Here is a 19,097-nt window from a genome sequence, read left to right on the forward strand (position 1 = left end):
GAGCGCCGAATCGGACGCCGTGCTCACGTCCCCTACCGTACGTCGCTCAGCCGCCGGCCCCGCCAGGGCGGTCCGGTAGCGCGGCGACACCGGACGGCGGCAGCCCCGCCGTGGTGCACATCACCTCGCACCAGGCCGCCACATGCGGGGCGAGATCGTCGCCCGTCGGGGACCAGGACGCCCGCAACTCCAGCTCGGTGGTGGACGGCTCGCCGCGCTTGTCGCCGAAGCTCTCCGACACCGCACGGGTGATCGTCCCGGAGACGCCCGCGTACCCCGCGGGCTCCAGCGCCTCCAGCAGCCAGTCCCACGCGACGGAGCCGATCAGCTCGTCGGCGGCGATGTCGGGCTCCAGATCGGCGCGGATGTAGGCGACGATCCGGAAGTCGTTCGTCCAGCCGCCGCGGCCGTCCGGGTCGTACAGGACGATGAGGCGGCCCATGGCGACCTCGGTGTCGTCGTCACGGTAGACGCTGCCGGACATGGCCGCCGCGTAGGGCGCCAGGCTCTGCGGCGCGGGCATCTCCTCCAGGTCGAGCTCCGGCCGGACACCGGGACCGGCCAGGATCGCCTGGAGGGTGTCGAGGGCCCGCTGGAAGGCAGGTGGGTTCATGGAAGGACCGGCCTGGTCGCGGTGGCGTGTACGGGGGCGTGGTTCGGGTCGGTGGTCGGGATGACGGGCCCGTGGCGGCGCGCCGCCCCGGGCGGAGAGGGCGGCGACTGAGGGGCGCGGAGGGGAAGCAGGCACGGCACAGCTGATTTCGTCTCGGGGGCGGGCCGGTCAGGCCACGGCCCGCACGGTGGCCGCGGGGGCGGGCGGTCCTGGAACGGATCCTGCGGCGGGCGCGGTCGCGGACGTGATCGGCGGCGAGCCGACCAGCACGGCGGCACCGCACTCCACGCAGGCGCGCTCGGGGCACTCCTCGCCGTGGCCGTCCGGACACGGCGGCTGCTCGAACTCACGTTCATCACCGCAGGTGGAGCAGTACAAGGGGGACCTCCCTCGGCTATGACACGCATCACGTTCGCACGCGGCGGTGACAGAATGCGGGACTTCGCTCGGCGTGTCCGGAAGTTCATACCGCTCCGGGCGCCGTTCCCGTGCTTTCTCACCCTCGATTCATGGGACGATCGCAAGGTGACAGAGAGTCCCTTCCTGCTGGCGTGCCGCCGACGTCCGGTGCCGCACACGCCGGTGTGGTTCATGCGGCAGGCCGGCCGTTCACTCCCCGAGTACCTGCGCGTCCGCGAGGGCGTCCCGATGCTGGAGTCCTGCGCCCGGCCCGACATGATCGTCGAGATCACGATGCAGCCGGTGCGCCGGTACGCGGTGGACGCGGCGATCTTCTTCAGCGACATCATGGTGCCGCTGAAGGCCATCGGCGTGGACCTCGACATCAAACCGGGCGTGGGGCCGGTCATCGCCGACCCGATCCGCGACGCGGCCGATCTCGCCGCGCTGCGTCCCCTCGTCCCCGACGACGTCCCCTACGTGACCGAGGCCGTCGAGGGCCTGGTCGGCGAGCTGGGCACCACACCGCTGATCGGCTTCGCGGGCGGCCCGTTCACGCTGGCGTCCTACCTGATCGAGGGCGGGCCGTCGAAGAACCACGAGCGCACCAAGGCCATGATGTACGGCGAGCCACGGCTGTGGTCCGCCCTGATGGGCCGGCTCGCCGACCTCACGATCGCGTTCCTGAAGATCCAGGTCGCGGCGGGGGCGAGCGCGGTACAGGTGTTCGACTCGTGGGTGGGCGCCGTCGCCGCGCACGACTACCGCGAGTCCGTGCTGCCCCACACCCGCCGCATCTTCGCCGAGATCGAGTCGCTCGGCGTCCCGCGCATCCACTTCGGCGTCGGAACGGGCGAACTGCTCGGCCTGATGGGCGAGGCCGGCGCGGACGTCGTCGGCGTCGACTGGCGGGTGCCGCTGGACGAGGCCGCCCGCCGCGTCGACCCCGGCAAGGCCCTGCAGGGCAACCTCGACCCGGCGATCCTGTTCGCCCCCTGGGAGACCGTGGAGCGCCGGGCCCTCGACGTGCTCACCCGCGGCCGCACCGCCGAGGGCCACATCTTCAACCTCGGCCACGGCGTCCTCCCGTCCACGGACCCCGACGTCCTGGCCCGCCTCGTCGACTTCGTCCATTCTGTTTAATCCAGGAACGGCCCACTGCGCTCGCCTGGCGGCTGTGTTTATTGCAGGAACGGCCCACTTCGCTCGCCTTACGGCTCGCTACGTGACCGTTCCTGGGGCGAACGCGCATCGCTTCGCGATCCGCCCGGTTCCGCTCGCCTCCGGCGTCGCTCCGCCGGGCGGGTAACGCGTTCGCGTGCGGGCTGAGGTCGCTGTACTTCTGGCAGGCCCGGCCCACTGCGCTCGCCTAGGGCTCGCTGCGTGACCGTTCGTGGGGCGGACGCGCATCGCTTCGCGATCTGCCCGGTTCCGCTCGCCTTCGGCGTCGCTCCGCCGGGCGGGTAACGCGTTCGCGTGCGGGCTGAGGTCGCTGTACTTCTGGCAGGCCCGGCCCACTGCGCTCGCCTAGGGCTCGCTGCGTGACCGTTCGTGGGGCGGACGCGCATCGCTTCGCGATCTGCCCGGTTCCGCTCGCCTTCGGCGTCGCTCCGCCGGGCGGGTAACGCGTTCGCGTGCGGGCTGAGGTCGCTGTACTTCTGGCAGGCCCGGCCCACTGCGCTCGCCTAGGGCTCGCTGCGTGACCGTTCGTGGGGCGAACGCGGCATCGCTTCGCGATCTGCCCGGTTCCGCTCGCCTTCGGCTTCGCTCCGCCGGGCGGGTCACGCGTTCGCGTGCGGGCTGAGGTCGCTGTACTTTTGGCAGGCCCGGCCCACTGCGCTCGCCTGGCGGCTCGCTGCGTGACCGTTCGTGGGGCGGACGCGCATCGCTTCGCGATCTGCCCGGTTTCGCTTGCCTTCGGCTTTGCTGCACCGGGCAGGTGACGCGTTCGCGTGCGGGCTGAGGGGCCTCGAAAGTGATTCTGGCTTACGTGGACGGCGGCGGGGCCTCCTCCGTGGGCTTTGTGCGCCTGAACCTGGTCCGGGCCGTGCCGAAGTGGGTGCGAAGGCGGGGGCGGAACAGCACCACGGGGACGGCGAGCAGGGTCGCGGCGACGAGGAAGGGCAGGAGCCAGCCCGCGAGGACGGCGATGCCGCCGAGGAACGCGGTGAAGGCGTCCCAGCCGTCGTCGAGCGCGCCGACGAACCCGCCGCGGTCGTCGTCCTCGGTGGGCCGGGTGACCTCGCTCACCACGGTCACGGTCACGGTCGCGAACGCCGTGCGGTGCTTGAGTGTCTTCTCGCGGGCCTGGAGGGCCTCCAGATCGGCCTCCCGTTCCGCGATCTCGTTCTCGATGTTGATGATCTCGCTGACGGAGTTCGCCCGTTCGAGCAGCTTGCGGAACGACGCGAGTGTCGCCTCGGCGGAGCGGACCCGGGCCTGCACGTCCGCGACCTCGCCCGTGACGTCCTCGGCCTCCTGGGTCAGCGAGAGTTTCTTCCCGAGCTGCGTGGCGAGCTGGTTCAGCACGCCCGTGTATTGGGTGGCCGGGATCTTCAGGGCGATCTCGGAGCGGGCGGGGTCGGTGGAGCTGGACTCCCGTTCCACATAGCCGCCCACCGCCGTGACCAACTGCTTGGCCTTGGCGGCGGCGGCCTCCACATCGTTCGCTTTGACCCGAAGGCTCGCCATGTGGACGACCTCACGTCCGTTGACCGGGGGCGAGTTCGGCGCCCTCCGGTTTCGGGGCCGGCCCGGTGCGCCCTCCTGGGCGCGGCCCTCCTGCCGGAGGCCGCCGTCCGTGGCCGCGGGCGCCCGGCCGCCGCCTCCCTGGTCCACGGCCTTCGACTCGTGGGAGTCACCGTCGCCACCGCAGGCGGACAGTGATCCGGCGAGTGCGAGAACGGCCAGGGCGTATGCCGCTTTTCTGACGATCCGCATGGGCGTTGGACGGCGGTGACCCGGGTCACCGTTCCCGTGGCGGCGTCGCGATCGGGGAACGAACGGGGCACACCGCCGTCACGGCGCGGGCGGGCCCCGGTGCGCGATCCGCCGGGGCGTCTGGGAGGCTTGGGACATGTCCACGTCCCATGCCGTCGTCGTCGGGGGCGGCATCGCGGGCCTCACCGCGGCGCGCGAGCTGGCCCGGGGCGGCGTTCGCGTGACCGTGCTGGAGGGCTCCCCGCTGATCGGCGGGAAGCTGCGCGTCAGCGAGATCGCCGGACTCCCGGTGGACGAGGGCGCCGAGGCGGTCCTCACCCGCCGGCCCGAGGCGCTCGACCTCGTCCGCGACCTCGGCCATGACGACGATCTGCGCGTCCCCGGCACCACCTCCTCCGCGATCCTCAGCCGTGGCGCCCTCCGGCGGTTCCCGTCCGGGCAGGTGATGGGCGTCCCGTCCGACCTGCGGGCGCTGGCCGCGTCGCGGGTGCTGTCCCCGGCCGGGCTGGCACGGGTCCCGCTCGACCTCGTCCTGCCCGAGACGCCGCTCGGCGGCGATGTGTCCGTCGCCGCGTTCATCGGCGCCCGGCTCGGCCGCGAGGTAGTCGACCGGCTCGTCGAGCCGCTGCTCGGCGGCGTGTTCGCCGGACGGGTCGAACTGCTGTCGTTCGAGTCGACGCTGCCCGCCGTCGCCACCGCCGCGCGCACCCACCGCTCGCTGATCGGCGCCGCGCAGGGCGTCCGGGCCACGGCCCCCAAGGACCCCGGACCGGTGTTCGCCACCCTCCCGGGCGGCCTCGGCACCCTTCCCGGCCTGGTCGCGGACGACGTCGTCGCCGCCGGCGGAACGGTCCGGACCCGCGCGACCGTCCGCGAGCTGCGCCGCCGCGACGGCGGCTGGCGACTCACGATCGGCCCGACCCGCGACCCCGAGCACCTGGACGCCGACGCCGTGGTGATCGCGGTCCCGGCGGCGCCCGCGTCCCGCCTGCTCAAGGAGGAGGTCCCCGCCGCCGCCCGGGAACTCGCGGCCGTCGAGTACGCGAGCATGGCGGTCGTCACGCTCGCCTACCCGGCCGCCGCGTTCCCGCGCCTGCCCAAGGGCAGCGGGTACCTCGTGCCCGCCGTGGAGAGCGACCCGGAACGGGGCGGGCGCGGCGTCAAGGCCGTCACGTTCAGCTCGGTGAAATGGCCCCACCTGCGCGACCGCGACCCCGGCCTCGTCGTGGTGCGCTGCTCCATCGGACGGTTCGGCGAGGAGCGCACGCTCCAGCGGCCGGACCCGGAGCTGGCGGCCGTCGCGGTGGCCGAGATGGCCGCGACCTGCGGCGTCACCGGGCCGCCCGGCGAGACCCGGGTCACCCGGTGGGGCGGCGGGCTTCCGCAGTACAACGTGGGCCACGCCGACCGCGTGGCCAGGGTCCGGGCGGCGGTCGCCGACCAGCCGGGGCTCGCCGTCGCGGGCGCCGCCTACGACGGCCTGGGCGTGCCCGCCTGCATCGCCTCGGCGCGCGCGGCGGCCACCCGGATATTGGACGACCTGCGCAGCCGAGAAGGAGCAGACCATGGCGCAGAAGGCACGCGAGCTCAATAACGTCATCCGCTACACGATGTGGTCGGTGTTCCGGCTCACCGCCCCCGGAACGGTCGGCGAGCACGACGCGGCCGAGGTCCAGGACCTCCTCGACCAGGTCGCCGAGAAGGACGTCACGACCCGCGGCGCCTACGACGTCGCCGGGCTGCGCGCCGACGCCGACTACATGTTCTGGTGGCACGCGCCCACGTCCGACGACCTCCAGGAGGTCTACACCCGGTTCCGCCGGACGCACCTGGGCCGCGCGAGCGAGCCGGTGTGGTCGCAGATGGCGCTGCACCGTCCGGCCGAGTTCAACAAGAGCCACATCCCGGCGTTCCTCGCCGACGAGGAGCCGCGTCCCTACGTGTGCGTGTACCCGTTCGTCCGGTCCTACGAGTGGTACCTGTTGCCGGACGAGGAGCGCCGGGCCATGCTCGCCGAGCACGGGATGATGGCCCGCGAGTACCCCGACGTCCGGGCGAACACGGTCTCGGCGTTCGCGCTCGGCGACTACGAGTGGATGCTGGCGTTCGAGGCCGACGAGCTGTACCGCATCGTCGACCTCATGCGCCATCTGCGGGGGGCGAAGGCCCGCCTCCACACCCGCGAGGAGGTTCCGTTCTACACGGGCCGTCGCAGGTCCGTCGCGGAGCTCGTCGCCGGCCTCGCCTAGGACGCTACCCGGCGGGTTCGAGGGTGAGCGAGATCGAGTTGATGCAGTACCGGTCGTCGGTCGGCGTGCCGTAGCCCTCGCCGTGGAAGACGTGGCCGAGGTGCGAGTCGCAGGTGGCGCACCGCACCTCGGTGCGGACCATGCCGAGAGAACGGTCCTCGATCAACGTGACGGCGGTGGAGTCGGACGGCGCGTAGAACGACGGCCAGCCGCAGTGGCTCTCGAACTTGGTCTCCGACCGGAACAGCTCCGTCCCGCAACCACGGCACCGGTACACCCCGACGGTCTTGGTGTCGGTGTACTTCCCGGTGAAGGGCCGCTCCGTGCCCGCCTGCCGCAGCACGCGGAACTCCTCGGGGCTGAGTTCGGCCCGCCACTGGTCCTCGCTCTTGTGGATCTTCTGCATACACCCGACCGTACCCGGAGGCTTGTCCCACCTGTGGGTTAACGTGCAGACATGGCCTCGCCCTATATAGAGATCCCGGTCGGGGATCGGCTCGTCAAGGTGTCCAACCCCGACAAGGTCTACTTTCCCGAGCACGGCTACACCAAGCGGCAGCTCGTGGAGTACTACGTGGCCGTGGGGGAGGGGATCCTGCGCGCCACCCGTGACCGTCCGACGACGCTGGAGCGCTGGCCCGCGGGCGTCTTCGAGGGCGCCCGGATGGCCACCCGGGAGGACTACGCGCGCGGCCAGGCGGGCATGGGCGGCGGGAAGTCGGACGCGTTCTACCAGAAGCGCGTCCCCAAGGGCGCGCCCGACTGGGTGCACACGTCCCGGATCGCGTTCCCCAGCGGCCGTTCCGCCGACGAGGTCTGCCCGACGGAGGTCGCCGTCATCGCCTGGGCCGCCAACCTCGGCACGCTGACGTTCCATCCGTGGCCCGTCCGGGACGGCGACGTCGATCATCCGGACGAGCTGCGCATCGACCTCGACCCGCAGCCCGGCACCGACTTCTCCGACGCCGTCCGCGTCGCCCTCGGCCCCGCCCGCGACCTGCTGGTGGAGCTGGGCCTCACCGGCTTCGTCAAGACGTCCGGCAAGGGCGGGGTGCACATCTACGTTCGGATCGAGCCCCGCTGGACGTTCACCGAGGTCCGCCGGGCCGCCCTGGCCTTCGGCCGAGAGGTGGAGCGCCGCGCCCCCTCCGAGGTCACCACGAAATGGTGGAAAGAAGAAAGGGGGGAACAAATATTTATCGACTACAACCAGAATGCGCGTGACAGGACGATCGCGTCCGCCTACAGCGTGCGCCCGGCCCCGCACGCCCCCGTCTCGGCTCCCGTCACCTGGGACGAACTGGCCGACGTGGATCCGCACGACTTCACGATCGCCACCATGCCCGCCCGCTTCGCCGAGGTGGGCGACCTGCACGCCGCGATCGACGACGAGTCGTTCTCCATCGAGGGCCTCCTCGACCTCGCCGACCGCGACGAACGCGACCACGGCCTGGGCGACATGCCGTACCCGCCCAACTACCCGAAGATGCCGGGCGAGCCGAAACGCGTGCAGCCCAGCAAGGACACCGACAACCGCTGACCGGGGCGGTCGAGTGATCGGCGAGCCGCGACCGATGCCTCCTCCGCGCCACTGCGACGTCCCCATGCGGTCGGGTTCTCATGCCGAATTCACCTGGCCGATGTCGGACGATTCCGGTGCCGCCGTATGAGCTGGACGCTGTGCGTTGTGCAGCAAATCGGCCGGTATTTGTCCCTATTCGCCATTGCCGAAGTCATTTAGCGTGCTGATCGTCCGACGAATGATCGGGCTTGCCGTCGACGTCTCCCAGAAGGAGCATGATGGACCAGCCGCACAACGGCTCTTCTCGCCGGAAGTTCTTGGGCATGGCCGCTTCCGCCACTCTGCTGCAGGTCATGACCGGTGTCGTTCCGGCCGACGCGGCGACCGCGCCCACCGGTCTTGCCGCCGGTTCGCCGACCGGTCTCCGGAAGCCGCCCGGCGGGAAGGGCGGCGGCCGGACCGTCGCGATCCTCGGCGCCGGTGTCGGCGGGCTCACCGCCGCGCTGAAGTTCGCCGAGGCGGGCTACGGGGTGACCGTTCTCGAGGCACAGGGGCGCGTCGGCGGACGCAACCTCACCGCCCGGCGCGGGGACACGATCACCGAGGTTTGGGAGGACGGATCGGTCCGCACCCAGAAATGCCGGTTCGATCGCGGCCTGTACGCCAACCTCGGCCCGGCGCGCGTTTCCTACGAGCATCAGCGTGTCATCGGAATGTGCCGCAGACTCGGCGTCCCGCTCGAACCGTATCTGGTGCGGACCGCCGCGAACCTGTACCAGACCGACAGGGTGTGGCGGCGGGCGCCCGTATCCAACGGCCGGATTTCCAACGATGTCCGCGGATATGTCGCCCAGCTCGCGGCGGCGGCCGTGAAGAAGGGGTTGCTCGACGACGGCGGACTCGACGGCGTCCAGCGTGACAGGCTGCTGGGCCTGCTGGCCGCGTTCGGTGATCTCGACACGCAGGACCATGTCTACAAGGGGTCCTTACGCTCGGGGGTGGCCCAGGCGCCCAGCGTTCCGACCTGGGCAGAGAAGATCGTCCCGCTGTCGCTTTCCGACATCGTGGAAAGTGGATTCTGGGAGCAGCGGTTCTGGGACGAACTCGAGTACGGCTACCAGCCGACGTTGTTCCAACCTGTCGGCGGAATGGACGGGATCGTCCGTGCCATGGCGTCCGCGCTGCCCGCCGGGACCATCACCCTCAACGCCCCGGTGCACGCGATCAGATCCGGCGAGGACGGGGTGCGGGTCGCGTGGAAGGACGCCGACGGCGAACACGATCGGCGGTTCGACTACTGCCTGAGCAGCATCCCCGTGCCGGTCCTGCGGCAGAGCGTCCGGCTCAAGGGATTCTCCCGCGACTTCGAGCGCGCCGTCGCCAACGTCGAGTTCGCGCCGGGGTGCAAGATGGGCTGGCAGGCGAACCGGCGGTTCTGGGAGTCGGAGAAGAACCGGATCTACGGTGGCGTCAGCTGGGTCGACGATGAAATCCGGCAGATCTGGTATCCGTCCGACGACCATTTCTCCGCGACCGGCAAGGGCATCCTGATCGGCGCCTACTGTGCCTACGCCAACGGGGCGAAGTTCGGCGCCCGCTCCCACGCCGAGCGCCTGAAGGCGGCGCGGGCGGCCGGGGCGAGGCTGCACCGCGAGTTCGCCGACCGGTCCGTCGTCCCGGACCGGCAGGGCCTCACCGTCGCCTGGCACAAGGTGCCCTACCAGCTCGGCGTCTGGGCCCACTGGGACCGCGGCGTCCCCGAGCACCGGGAGATGTACGAGACCCTGATCAACGTCCAGGGGCACGGCAACGTCATGGTGATCGGCGACCAGGTCTGCCCCCTGCCCGGCTGGCAGGAGGGCGCGATGATGTCGGCGGAGTGGGCCTTCGAGATGATCCACGGTGACCGGCGCGGCACCCGCGCGACCGTCCGCCGGGCCCCGGACTCCCGGAGCGTGACGGCCGGCCGCTGAGCCCACGCGTCCGGCACGGCGAGGCCGCCGCCCCCTCGGGGACGGCGGCCTCCTCACGTGATCAGTGGAACCTGCGTTCCTGGACGGGAAGCGTCACCTCGGACGGCCCCCGCCACGTTCCCCTCGGCCGCGGGACGAGCGCCGCGGCGTCGTCGCCCTCGACCAACGGGATGTTGACGGAACTGTTGTGCAGGTCGACCGTCACCACGGCTCCGGTCGGCGTCTCGGTGTTGTAGTCGGAGTCCGTCCCGGCGAGGATCAAGCCCAGCCGGTGCCCCTTCTTCAACACGTACTCCTGGCTGAGCGTCTCCCACCGGACGTCGTAGTAACGGCCCGGTTTCAGCGGCGTCGGACTGCTCAGCGACTGGTCGTTCTGGGCGTCGAGCCAGCCGCGCGCGACCACGTTCACCGCCGACCGCACGGTGGTGACCTGCGTCTGCTTGTAGCAGGCGTCGTCGGCGGGGATGCTCTCACCGTGGCAGTCCTCGGTGTTGAGGGTCCGCACGCCCGAGCCGGTGCCGAGGTAGTCGACGCGGGTGTCGTCGCCGTAGTCGACGAGCAGCGCGGTGAGGTTGGACGTGGGCTTGTCCAGTTTGATGCGCAGGCTCGCCTCCGGCGTCCCGGACAGGCGGGACGTCCACTGCATGGGGCCCGACACGAACGCGGCCCGGTACGGCCGCGCCGTCCCCGGCGAGCTGACCATGTCGCCCTCCGGGTAGCCGGTGCGGTTCGGCCCGAGCGCGTCGGTGAACGTGACGGTCGAGCCCTCCGGGGCCCGCCCGATGCCGAACGTGCCGTCCTCGAGGGGCCGCAACTGGATGACGGCGCCGTTCGGGGACGGCCAGTCCGCCTGGGTGATCCACTGGTCGGGGCCGATCTCGATGTCGGCGCGCGGCTCGTCCATCACCCGGTTGCGGACCTCGTGCAGCTCGTGGTCGAACCACGCGTGCAGGGTCTTCACCCAGTCGTCCCGCCGGATGTCGAACGGGTCGACGTGGCCGCGCTGCGACAGCCACACCTTCCGCTCGACGCCCTGCCTCGCGAGGGCCTGCCACCACACGGCGAAGTGGTCGTCCTTGACGTTCAGGTCGTTGACGCCGTGGTAGGCGAACACGCTGGCGCGGACGTTGCCGACGTTGCCGATGGTGCCGTCCAGGTAGTCGGCGGTCTTCCAGTAGGCGTTGTAGTTGCCGGTCCTGTCGTCCTGGTCCCTCGCGAGATCGTCGCGGACGGCGGCGCACTTGGCGGGCGGGTCGGTGTCGACGTAGTCGGCGAGCCACTGCTGGTAGCCCGTCCGGTACAGGACGCCGTTCATGCGGCTGTAGCGGTACCAGGTGCTGATCGCCGAGATCGGCACGATCGTCTCCAGGCCCTCCACACCGGTCGCGGCGACCCCGTTGGCGAGCGTCCCGTCGTACGACTTGCCGATCATGGCGGTGCGCCCGGTCGACCAGGTCGCCGCCACCTGGGAACCGTTCGCCCGGTACGCCTTCGCGCGCCCGTTCAGCCAGTCGACGACGGCCTTCCCGCCGAGGACGTCGGACGGGCCGCCGCTCACCGGGCAGCCGTCCGACTTGGTCGTGCCCACCATGTCCACGGCGAGGAACGCGTAACCGCGCGGCACGAAGTAGTTGTCGTAGTACAGCGGGAACTTCGTCGGGTTCCCGGCGGCGTCATAGGTCTTGCGCTCGTTCTCGTTGCCCCGTCCGGCGTTGTCGTAGTACGGGCTCTCGTCCATGATCACCGGCACCTTGAGACCGCTCTGGGTCTCCTTGGGCCGGACGATGTCCACACGGACCCGGTCGCGCCTGCCGTCACGGTCGCTGTCCACGGTCGACTCGACGTACACGTGCTCGCGGATCGCGTCCTTGTAGGAGAAGACCGGCTGGGTCACACCGCCCTTCACCACGATTCGGGGAGTCGTCTGCGCCAGGGCCGCCGCCCCGCCCGCCGCGGCGAGCGCCGCGCCGGTGAGCACGGCCACCGTCATCGTCCGCCGGGTTCGTCTCAGGGATCGCCTGGCCAACCCGCACCTCCTAGAGGAAGGATGATCTCTACGGAGGCACAGGCTCCTCTCCGCCGTACACCCCGTAAAGAGCGGAACCCGCCCAACCAGTGCCAGATCCTGGCACGCCCAGCCCTTGATTTCCGCGCCCGCCCTCTAGCACCACCCGGCCCGTCCTCGCCATAAAACGGAGGGTGAGTCCGCATACGGCCAGTGTAGTGGTCGGCGCAGTCGGAAGCGTAGCGAATCGACCACAATTCGCATGTCCGCTTAAGCAGGGGCTACCAGGCGCAATTCCCCACAGGGAACGAAACGGGGCGTTTTTTGATCACGATCAAGGGGCGGGCGGCCGCCTCGCCCGATCGACTTGACCGCGACGACACGGTGAAACTCCTGCGCGGCCTGTCCGCGCAGGACCGTCTACGGGGACGGGCACCGCAGCTCGCGCGGCTCGCCGACGATCTGGAGGCGGAGCGAGACCTCGGTCGCTGGGCCGCCATGGACCTGTACGCCGCGTTCCTGCAGGGCGACACGCTCGGCGAGCGTCCACGGCGGCCCACCCGCCGCAGACTGGGCGGGGCGCTCGACCTGCTGCCCACTGTGGTGATCTTTCTGCCGATCATGCTTACCTGGTTCGGTCTCTTCAAGGCGACGGCCGCCTACCGCGAAAGCAGAGGAGATCCCGCGCTCACCGGGAAGTCGTTTCTGGAACAGTGGCAGACTGGTTTCAACGGCCGCCTCGGCGAGCCGTTCTACTTCGACCGGATCGCCCTGTGGACGCTGCTCGCGATCGGCTTCCTGATCACTGTCTCGCTGGTCCAAGCCGTGACCCGGCGGAGCGCCGACCGTGCCGACGAGCAGGAGCGGGCGCGGCTCTCCCGCGAACTGGCAAGCGCGATCTTCGCCGCCGACTTCCACCTCAGCCTGTTCCGGATGGACGACGCGTCCCGGGTCGACCACGCCGCGCGGCAACTCGAGGACGCCGCCGACGAGGCGAGGAAGGCGGGCGCCATCGCGGTCGACCTCCAGAAGCAGGCGCACCAGTCGATGGAACATGCCGAGAAGCTCGCCGCCGCACTGTTGAAGAGCGACGACACGGTGCGGACCGCCGCCGAACGGTTGGCGGACAGCGCCGCGGACATCGGCAAGTGCCTGGCCCAGGTCGCCGCCGCGGCGGCCGATCTGTCCAGTTCCTCGACCGCCGACTCCGAGCGCCTGCGCAAGGCGGTCGCGGAGGCGGCGGTCGAACTGCGCTCCGCGGCGGACGCCGATCGGGAAAGGCTGGGCGACCGCATCGCCGCCGCCCTCGACACGAGTGGCTCGGCGATTCGCACGGCCCTCGACGACTGGCGGACCGAAGGCGCCATGTACTCCCACCGCCACGAGACCACCGCCGACCACCTCGGCCTCATCGTCGGCCGTGTCGAAGAACTGATGGACCGCACGTCCCGCGCGCTCGACACGGTGGCGACCGCCGTCAAGGCCGTGGAGGACCAGTCCGAGCGGCTCCTCGCCGGTCTCCCGCTCGCCGAGGACCTCACCCGCGCGCTCAACGAGGAGTTCGCCGGGCTCCGCGAGGCGGTGGACCGTCTCCAGGACGGGTTGGGCCGGGTGGGCGGTCGGAGGCGATGGTTCCGGTGAACCTGCGGATGCCCGTCGTCGCCGTCGCCGGATGGCTGTTCGCCGACCTTCTGCTCGCGTTCGCCATCGTCGTCCTCGGCACGCAGGACCCACCTCCCCGTCCCGTCGCGCGGCCCAAGCCGCCGTCGCGGCAGGCGCTCGAACGCAGGTTCGTCAAGGTCGAGCTCAGACTCGACGCCGACGACGCCGCGAAGGGCCGCCGTTCGGCCGTCGAGGCCCTCCGCCGCGCCGTCCAGGCCGAGCCCGGCCTACGCGGACGCAAGGCGGGCATCGTGTTGACCTTCGCGGCCCAGCACAACGGTGGCGAGGACTTCGCCCACGACGTCAACGAACTGCTCGGCCGGGCGGACGGCACGCTCTTCGCCGACGTCGCCACCCGCGACTTCCAGCTCCTCGGAGCATCCGGCGGGGAAGTGATGCTCAACATCTACCTCTTCCACAAGAACTGACCACGAGGAGCCCACGGATGACCGAACAGGTTCTCCCCTTCTACCTTGTTTGCGATGAGTCCTGGTCGATGAGCGGTGAGCCCATCGACGCCATCAACGATTCCCTTCCGAAACTTCACGAGGAGATCGGCAGCAACCCGGTCGTCGCGGACAAGACCCGGTTCTGTCTCATCAGTTTCAGCCAGCAGGCCCAGGTCCTTCTTCCGCTTTCCGACCTGAGCGAGGTCACGGCGATTCCCAAGCTGACGGCGGATGGCGGTACCTCGTACAGCAGCGCGTTCGATCTTCTCCGCGCGACCATCGAAAGCGATATCGACCAACTGAAGTCCACCGGACACCAGGTCCTTCGTCCCGCCGTCTTCTTCCTCACCGACGGCCAGCCGAACGACTCCGCCGACTGGGGCGTGGCGTACCAGCGCGTCATCGACCCGGCATGGGGGCCCCGGCCCAACATCCTCGCGTTCGGTTTCGGTGACGTGGACGGACAGACCCTGCAGCGGATCGCCACCGTGCGGGCCTTCATCTCCGATGAATCGATGGAACCGCACCAGGCGTTGAAGGAGTTCGCGAAGTCGTTGATCCGTTCGATCGTCCGGTCCGGTACCTCCGGTGCCTCGGGTGGCGGAATGAGCCTTGCGATGCCCGACCAGGTTCCCGGCTTCACCACCATTCCGGCCGATGTCGTCTGATCACCGAGTGCCGGATCATTCCGATGACGACTGGCGGCACCGACTTCCGGATCCGCCGCCAACGCGGTCCGGCCCGCCCCCGCTCGGGGGTGAGCCGACCCTTCGGCAGGCGGCCCCGGCGGCCCCGGTCGGCGCGTCCCCACCGTCCCCTCCGTCCCCACCGTCCCCTCCGTCTCCACCGTCCCCTCCGTGTCCGCCTGCGGGCGAGAACCGTGAGGAGGTCGTGGCGCCCGCCAGTCCCTCCCTACAGGGTGAGGTGTTCACGAGTCCGCCGACGTATCGCCGGCCGCATCCGAAGGGCGGTGTTCCCCGGGGCCTTCCGCGTTCGGCCGCTCCGGTGCCCGACATGGTGTTGGACGGCGCGGACTTCGAACGCCTCGTCGTCCGGGCCGCGTCACTGCGCGGGGACGAGCACCGCTACTACGGTGAGCCGCGGCAGGACTCCGTCGCGCTCTGGCCGTTGACTCTGGCGGGGCGCGACGCGGTCCTGGCGTGCGTCGCGGACGGCGTCGGAAGCGAGCCGAACTCGCACGAAGGGTCCGCGATGGCCTGCGACCTCCTCCGAGCGGAACTCGAAAGGGACGCCGGAAGCTGGACGTGGGACCACGGCGACGGTTTCGCGGTCACCGCACGGTGGATCGCCGAAGGGATGATCCACCACGCCCAGCGGCGAGGACTCGCCCCCAAATCGTTCTCCACCACGATCATCGCCGCCGTCGTCGACCTCGTGCCGACCGATGGGCGCCATCGGTTCGCCTTGATGCGCCTCGGTGACAGCACGGCCTTTCAGCTGCGGGACGGGATGCTCGCCGAGCTTCCTTCGTTCGGTTCGTCCGATGGGACGATCCTGGACACCGCCACCGACGCGTTGCCGGGCGATCCGCGGGCCGTCCGGACAGCGGTCGGCGAGATCGGCGTCGGCGAGGCGCTCGTCCTGTGCACGGACGGCCTGTCCAATCCGATGCGCGGCGACGAGGTGAGACAACAGCTCCAGGAATGGTGGGCCCGCGACGATGTGCCGGGCATCCTGGAGTTCGGCTGGCAGCTCGGGTTCAGGGCGAAGTCCTTCGGTGACGACCGCTCGGCCGTGTGCATCTGGGGGAGATAGCCGGATGTGGCCGAACGTTACGGATCTGCGACTACGCGACCTGACCCTGGGGGCGGAGGTCGGCTCCGGCGGTCAGGGCAGGGTCCTTGAGGTCCTTGGGGCCGGTGGCGGTCATGTCTTCAAGGAGTATCTGGAACCTCAGAAGGTGAACGGCGCCGTCCTGAAACGGCTGGTCGAACTGCCCGGTGAGCTGTCCCAGGCTGACCGTGACGCCTTTCTGCGGCAGGCGGCCTGGCCGCTGGCGCGCGTCCTCGACGGCGGTACCGTCAAGGGCTTCGTGATGCGCAGGGTGCCGCCGGAGTTCTGGGGTAGAGCGGCCCCGGGGATGAAGCTTCGCGAGGTGCAGTACCTGCTGTTCGAACCGAAGGCCCTGTGGGGGGAGATCCGACCTCCCGACGTGGACGGACGGCTGAAGATCGTCCGCAGGATGGTGGATCTGTTCCGGCTGCTGCACTCCAGGCGGCTCGTGGTCGGTGACGTATCGATGAACAACCTCCTGTGGTCGCGGTCGGGATGCGTGTTCCTGCTCGACTGCGACGGCATCCGCGAGGTCGGAGCGGATCCCGTTCTGCTCCAGCCGTCCACCCCGGACTGGGACGATCCGCTCCAGCCGGCCACGGGACCCGACCTGGACACCGACCGGTACAAGCTGGCGCTGCTTGTCACGCGGGTGCTGGCCAGGTCGTCCAAGCTACGGCCGGGCGAACCTCACCACCTGGTGGCGGGGGTACCGGACCGGATCGCGGGCGAGGTGTCGGCGCTGTTCGCGGCCGCGGCCGGGCAGCGGGGCCTGCGGCCGGACGCGGCGCGGTGGGCCCGGGCGCTCGATGAGCGCGGGGTCATCGAGCTGGGACCGCTGCCGCCGGTGCGTAGGCCGCCGAACCTTCCGCGGGCTCCCCTGGACGGCAGGCGGGGGCAACGGCCGACGATCCCGCTGCCCCCGGTGTGAGCCGTCAGGCGAGATTCGCGAGGAGGGGTGGTAGGTCGTCGTCGTGGACGATCGTCAGGCGGCGGGTCGCCCTGGTCAGGGCCACGTACAGGTCCTGGCCGCCCATGGGGGACTCGGACACGATGCCGGCGGGGTCGACGATGACGACGGAGTCGAACTCCAGGCCCTTGGCCTCCTGCGCGGTCAGGACGACGGTGGGGGAGTCGAGGGCCTCCGGGGTGGCGCCGACGGCGGCGGACGGGAGGGCGTCCAGCACGGCGGTGTGACGGGCGGCGGACGTGATGACGGCGAGGCGGCCCTCGGTGAAGGTGCCGCCGATGCCGTCCGACGCGTCCCCGGTGATGAGCGACAGCTCGGACCGGACGAGCCGCGGCAGATCGGAGACCGGCAGCGCGATCGCGGTGGGCGGTGGACCGTCGTCGCGGACGGGTTCGGGCGGGGTCTGGTCGGGCGCGACGGCGGCGAGGACGTCGGCGGCGACCCGCATGATGGCGGCGGGGGTCCGGTAGTTGACCAGGAGCCGTTGCTCGCGCCACCGGCCGGGCACATAGCGGTCGAGCATCTGACCCCAGGACGAGGCGCCGGCGGCGCTGCCGGTCTGGGCGATGTCGCCGACGACGGTGAGGGAGCGGGTCGGGACGCGCCTCATCACTGTGCGCCAGGCCATCGCCGACAGCTCCTGCGCCTCGTCGACGATCACGTGCCCGTACGCCCATTCCCGGTCGGCCATGGCGCGCTGGGCGGTGGTGAGCGGCGGACCGTCGTCGTGGTGGCGCTCGGCGAGGTCGGCGGCGGAGACCATGTCGAGGTCGGCGAGGCCGGTGGTCTCGATGACCTCGCGGGCGTACAGTTCCTCGGCCGCGCGCCGGGCGCGGTCGGCGCGCCGGCGGGCCGCCCGCGCCGCGGAGTCGTCCTTGCCGAGGAGGTCGGCGGCCTCGTCCAGGATCGGCACGTCGGAGACCGTCCACGGAGCGCCGGACGGACGGTGCAGGAACGCCGCCTCGGCGGGGCTCAACCCGGCTCGGGCGCCCAGGCGGGTCAGGGAGTCGAGGTCGGCGTAGAGGTCGGTGACCAGTTCCTCGGGGGTCAGCTCGGGCCAGAGCGCGTCGAGAGCGGCCTGGACGGACGGCTCGTGCCAGAGGGCCTCCTTGGCCATCCGCAGTTCCGTCTCGTCCAGGAGAGGGGTGTCCTCGGCTTCGTCGATGAGCTCCTGGAGCCACTTGGGCAGGCCGCCGTTCTTGGCGATCTCCTCCAGGGGCTCGTCCATGATGCGCTCGTACTGTTCGGCGCGGTCGACGGCGAGGGCCTCCAGCAGGTCGTGGACGAAGCGGCGCCGCTGGATGTTGTGGGGGACCCGTAGACCGCGGGCGCGGTCGCGGGCCCGCTCGCACGCTTCGGCGTCCACGGTGAGGGTCAGGCCCTCGACCTCGACGCGCAGACCGTCCGCGGGGACGCGCTGCCGGTCGTGGACGGCCTCCCGCACCAGGTCGGCCATCCGCAGATCGCCCTTGACGACGGCGACCGCAGGGTCGTCCATGGCGGTCGCCTTCAGGCCCGGGTACAGCTCCCCGACCGTGGACAGCACGACGTCGGTCTCGCCCAGGCCGGGCAGGACCTGCTCGATGTAGCGGAGGAACGTGGCGTTCGGGCCGACGATGAGGACGCCGCGCCGTTCGAGGACGTCCCGGTGCGTGTACAGCAGATACGCGGCCCGGTGGAGCGCGGCGACCGTCTTGCCGGTGCCGGGGCCGCCCTGCACGACGAGAACGCCGTGCAACCCCGAGCGGATCACCTGGTCCTGTTCCTCCTGGATGGTCGCGACGACGTCGCTCATCCGGCCCGTCCGGCCCCGGCGGAGCGTGGCGAGCAGGGCTGCCTCGCCGACGATGCCGCGCCGCTCGGACTCGGCCAGGCCCTCCAGGTCGAACACCTCGTCGTCCAGCCGGACGACCGCGCGGTCGCGCAGGTGCAGGTGGCGGCGGCGCGCGAGCGTGCCGGGCGCCCCGGAGGTGGCGGTGTAGAACGGGCGGGCCGCGTCGGCGCGCCAGTCGATCAGGAGGGGTTCGCGGTTCTCGTCGCGCAGCCCGACGCGGCCGATGTAGAACGTGTCGCCGGGGCCGTCGGCGTCCGCGCGGTGGTCGATCCGGCCGAAGCACAGGCCGTGTTCGACGCCGCTGAGCCGGGCGAGGCGACGCGCGGCCTCGTCGGTGGCGACGGCGCCCTCCAGCCTGGCCTGGAACGCGCTCCCGCCGCCCGCCGCAGGTCCGGCGCGCAGCGCCGTCTCCGCGCTCTCCCGTTCGGCGTCGAGCCGCGCGTACACACGGGACACGTACCGCTGTTCGGCCTGGATCGCGGCCTGCCGTGACTTTTCCTCGCGCTCGGGGTTGACGGCGTCGGCTTGACGGAGTCCCATACCTCTGCTACGCTCCTAGTTATAGGATGGATTTTCTGTGCGCAACTTGAAGTTGCCAGCCTACCACCCTTCTGTCCGCCCTGCATGATCTTTTCGGGTCTTCCCAACTGATCATTTTTGTTGTGGTGGACGTCATCTCCGCGGTGT

Annotated in this window: 16 protein-coding genes; 10 read left to right on the forward strand and 6 right to left on the reverse strand. The window is 70.9% G+C overall.

What is annotated here, in order from left to right:
* Positions 1-46: 46 nt before the first annotated feature.
* Both BZB76_RS29660 and BZB76_RS29665 read right to left on the reverse strand, forming a co-directional pair.
* On the reverse strand, positions 47-613 hold the full coding sequence (locus BZB76_RS29660) for a DUF3000 domain-containing protein (protein ID WP_117402296.1): 567 nt from the start codon (positions 611-613) through the stop codon (positions 47-49).
* 168 nt (positions 614-781) lie between these two features.
* Complete coding sequence (locus tag BZB76_RS29665; protein WP_121437725.1) at positions 782-991, reverse strand: hypothetical protein; 210 nt, start codon at positions 989-991, stop codon at positions 782-784.
* A gap of 147 nt (positions 992-1,138) precedes the next feature.
* Here BZB76_RS29665 and hemE point away from each other — a divergent pair, with 147 nt between their 5' ends.
* On the forward strand, positions 1,139-2,155 hold the full coding sequence (gene hemE, locus BZB76_RS29670) for a uroporphyrinogen decarboxylase (protein WP_281273926.1): 1,017 nt from the start codon (positions 1,139-1,141) through the stop codon (positions 2,153-2,155).
* An 843-nt stretch (positions 2,156-2,998) separates the two neighbouring features.
* Here hemE and BZB76_RS29675 read toward each other — a convergent pair.
* Complete coding sequence (locus BZB76_RS29675; protein ID WP_121437726.1) at positions 2,999-3,952, reverse strand: DUF4349 domain-containing protein; 954 nt, start codon at positions 3,950-3,952, stop codon at positions 2,999-3,001.
* Between the two features lie 136 nt (positions 3,953-4,088).
* On the opposite strand from BZB76_RS29675, the gene hemG reads away from it, so the two are divergent.
* Both hemG and hemQ read left to right on the forward strand, forming a co-directional pair.
* A complete protein-coding gene (hemG, locus tag BZB76_RS29680) occupies positions 4,089-5,546 on the forward strand; it encodes a protoporphyrinogen oxidase (RefSeq protein WP_121437727.1) in 1,458 nt (485 codons plus the stop codon).
* Complete coding sequence (gene hemQ, locus BZB76_RS29685; RefSeq protein WP_121437728.1) at positions 5,518-6,201, forward strand: hydrogen peroxide-dependent heme synthase; 684 nt, start codon at positions 5,518-5,520, stop codon at positions 6,199-6,201. The genes hemG and hemQ overlap by 29 nt, the downstream gene beginning before the upstream one ends.
* Before the next feature lie 4 nt (positions 6,202-6,205).
* Here the strand turns inward: hemQ and msrB are convergent, their stop codons facing one another.
* The gene (msrB, locus tag BZB76_RS29690; protein ID WP_121437729.1) at positions 6,206-6,607 is read right to left on the reverse strand and encodes a peptide-methionine (R)-S-oxide reductase MsrB; all 402 of its coding nucleotides are present in this window, start codon (positions 6,605-6,607) and stop codon (positions 6,206-6,208) included.
* A gap of 51 nt (positions 6,608-6,658) precedes the next feature.
* Here msrB and BZB76_RS29695 point away from each other — a divergent pair, with 51 nt between their 5' ends.
* Together BZB76_RS29695 and BZB76_RS29700 are read left to right on the forward strand one after the other, a co-directional pair.
* Complete coding sequence (locus BZB76_RS29695; RefSeq protein ID WP_121437730.1) at positions 6,659-7,741, forward strand: DNA polymerase domain-containing protein; 1,083 nt, start codon at positions 6,659-6,661, stop codon at positions 7,739-7,741.
* A 305-nt stretch (positions 7,742-8,046) separates the two neighbouring features.
* Positions 8,047-9,696 carry a flavin monoamine oxidase family protein gene (locus BZB76_RS29700; protein ID WP_170180812.1) on the forward strand — a complete coding sequence of 550 codons (1,650 nt, stop codon included), beginning with the start codon at positions 8,047-8,049 and terminating at the stop codon, positions 9,694-9,696.
* Positions 9,697-9,757: 61 nt separating this feature from the next.
* Here the strand turns inward: BZB76_RS29700 and BZB76_RS29705 are convergent, their stop codons facing one another.
* On the reverse strand, positions 9,758-11,686 hold the full coding sequence (locus BZB76_RS29705) for a Xaa-Pro dipeptidyl-peptidase (protein WP_121437732.1): 1,929 nt from the start codon (positions 11,684-11,686) through the stop codon (positions 9,758-9,760).
* 339 nt (positions 11,687-12,025) lie between these two features.
* Between BZB76_RS29705 and BZB76_RS29710 the strand changes: the two genes are divergently transcribed.
* The 5 genes from BZB76_RS29710 (at position 12,026) to BZB76_RS29735 (ending at position 16,537) form a co-directional block, all read left to right on the forward strand.
* Entirely contained in the window at positions 12,026-13,342 is a 1,317-nt protein-coding gene (locus BZB76_RS29710) for a hypothetical protein (RefSeq protein ID WP_121437733.1), read from the forward strand.
* A complete protein-coding gene (locus tag BZB76_RS29715; RefSeq protein WP_121437734.1) occupies positions 13,330-13,791 on the forward strand; it encodes a hypothetical protein in 462 nt (153 codons plus the stop codon). The genes BZB76_RS29710 and BZB76_RS29715 overlap by 13 nt, the downstream gene beginning before the upstream one ends.
* Before the next feature lie 17 nt (positions 13,792-13,808).
* Positions 13,809-14,480, forward strand: a complete 672-nt coding sequence (locus BZB76_RS29720; RefSeq protein ID WP_121437735.1) for a vWA domain-containing protein — start codon at positions 13,809-13,811, stop codon at positions 14,478-14,480.
* 346 nt (positions 14,481-14,826) lie between these two features.
* Positions 14,827-15,588, forward strand: a complete 762-nt coding sequence (locus BZB76_RS29730; RefSeq protein ID WP_121437737.1) for a protein phosphatase 2C domain-containing protein — start codon at positions 14,827-14,829, stop codon at positions 15,586-15,588.
* Between the two features lie 4 nt (positions 15,589-15,592).
* Positions 15,593-16,537 carry a hypothetical protein gene (locus tag BZB76_RS29735; RefSeq protein ID WP_121437738.1) on the forward strand — a complete coding sequence of 315 codons (945 nt, stop codon included), beginning with the start codon at positions 15,593-15,595 and terminating at the stop codon, positions 16,535-16,537.
* Positions 16,538-16,541: 4 nt separating this feature from the next.
* On the opposite strand, the gene BZB76_RS29740 is transcribed toward BZB76_RS29735, so the two are convergent.
* Positions 16,542-18,950, reverse strand: a complete 2,409-nt coding sequence (locus BZB76_RS29740) for a HelD family protein (protein WP_121437739.1) — start codon at positions 18,948-18,950, stop codon at positions 16,542-16,544.
* Positions 18,951-19,097: the final 147 nt, after the last annotated feature.

This window comes from Actinomadura pelletieri DSM 43383 (assembly GCF_003634705.1).
Taxonomy (GTDB): domain Bacteria; phylum Actinomycetota; class Actinomycetes; order Streptosporangiales; family Streptosporangiaceae; genus Spirillospora; species Spirillospora pelletieri.

Coding starts and splice junctions, on each gene's coding strand:
- BZB76_RS29660 (WP_117402296.1), bottom strand. CDS start 613: ATGAACCCACCTGCCTTCCAGCGGGCCCTCGACACCCTCCAGGCGATC.
- BZB76_RS29675 (WP_121437726.1), bottom strand. CDS start 3,952: ATGCGGATCGTCAGAAAAGCGGCATACGCCCTGGCCGTTCTCGCACTC.
- hemG (WP_121437727.1), top strand. CDS start 4,089: ATGTCCACGTCCCATGCCGTCGTCGTCGGGGGCGGCATCGCGGGCCTC.
- hemQ (WP_121437728.1), top strand. CDS start 5,518: ATGGCGCAGAAGGCACGCGAGCTCAATAACGTCATCCGCTACACGATG.
- msrB (WP_121437729.1), bottom strand. CDS start 6,607: ATGCAGAAGATCCACAAGAGCGAGGACCAGTGGCGGGCCGAACTCAGC.
- BZB76_RS29695 (WP_121437730.1), top strand. CDS start 6,659: ATGGCCTCGCCCTATATAGAGATCCCGGTCGGGGATCGGCTCGTCAAG.
- BZB76_RS29700 (WP_170180812.1), top strand. CDS start 8,047: ATGGCCGCTTCCGCCACTCTGCTGCAGGTCATGACCGGTGTCGTTCCG.
- BZB76_RS29705 (WP_121437732.1), bottom strand. CDS start 11,686: ATGACGGTGGCCGTGCTCACCGGCGCGGCGCTCGCCGCGGCGGGCGGG.
- BZB76_RS29715 (WP_121437734.1), top strand. CDS start 13,330: ATGGTTCCGGTGAACCTGCGGATGCCCGTCGTCGCCGTCGCCGGATGG.
- BZB76_RS29720 (WP_121437735.1), top strand. CDS start 13,809: ATGACCGAACAGGTTCTCCCCTTCTACCTTGTTTGCGATGAGTCCTGG.
- BZB76_RS29730 (WP_121437737.1), top strand. CDS start 14,827: ATGGTGTTGGACGGCGCGGACTTCGAACGCCTCGTCGTCCGGGCCGCG.
- BZB76_RS29735 (WP_121437738.1), top strand. CDS start 15,593: ATGTGGCCGAACGTTACGGATCTGCGACTACGCGACCTGACCCTGGGG.
- BZB76_RS29740 (WP_121437739.1), bottom strand. CDS start 18,950: ATGGGACTCCGTCAAGCCGACGCCGTCAACCCCGAGCGCGAGGAAAAG.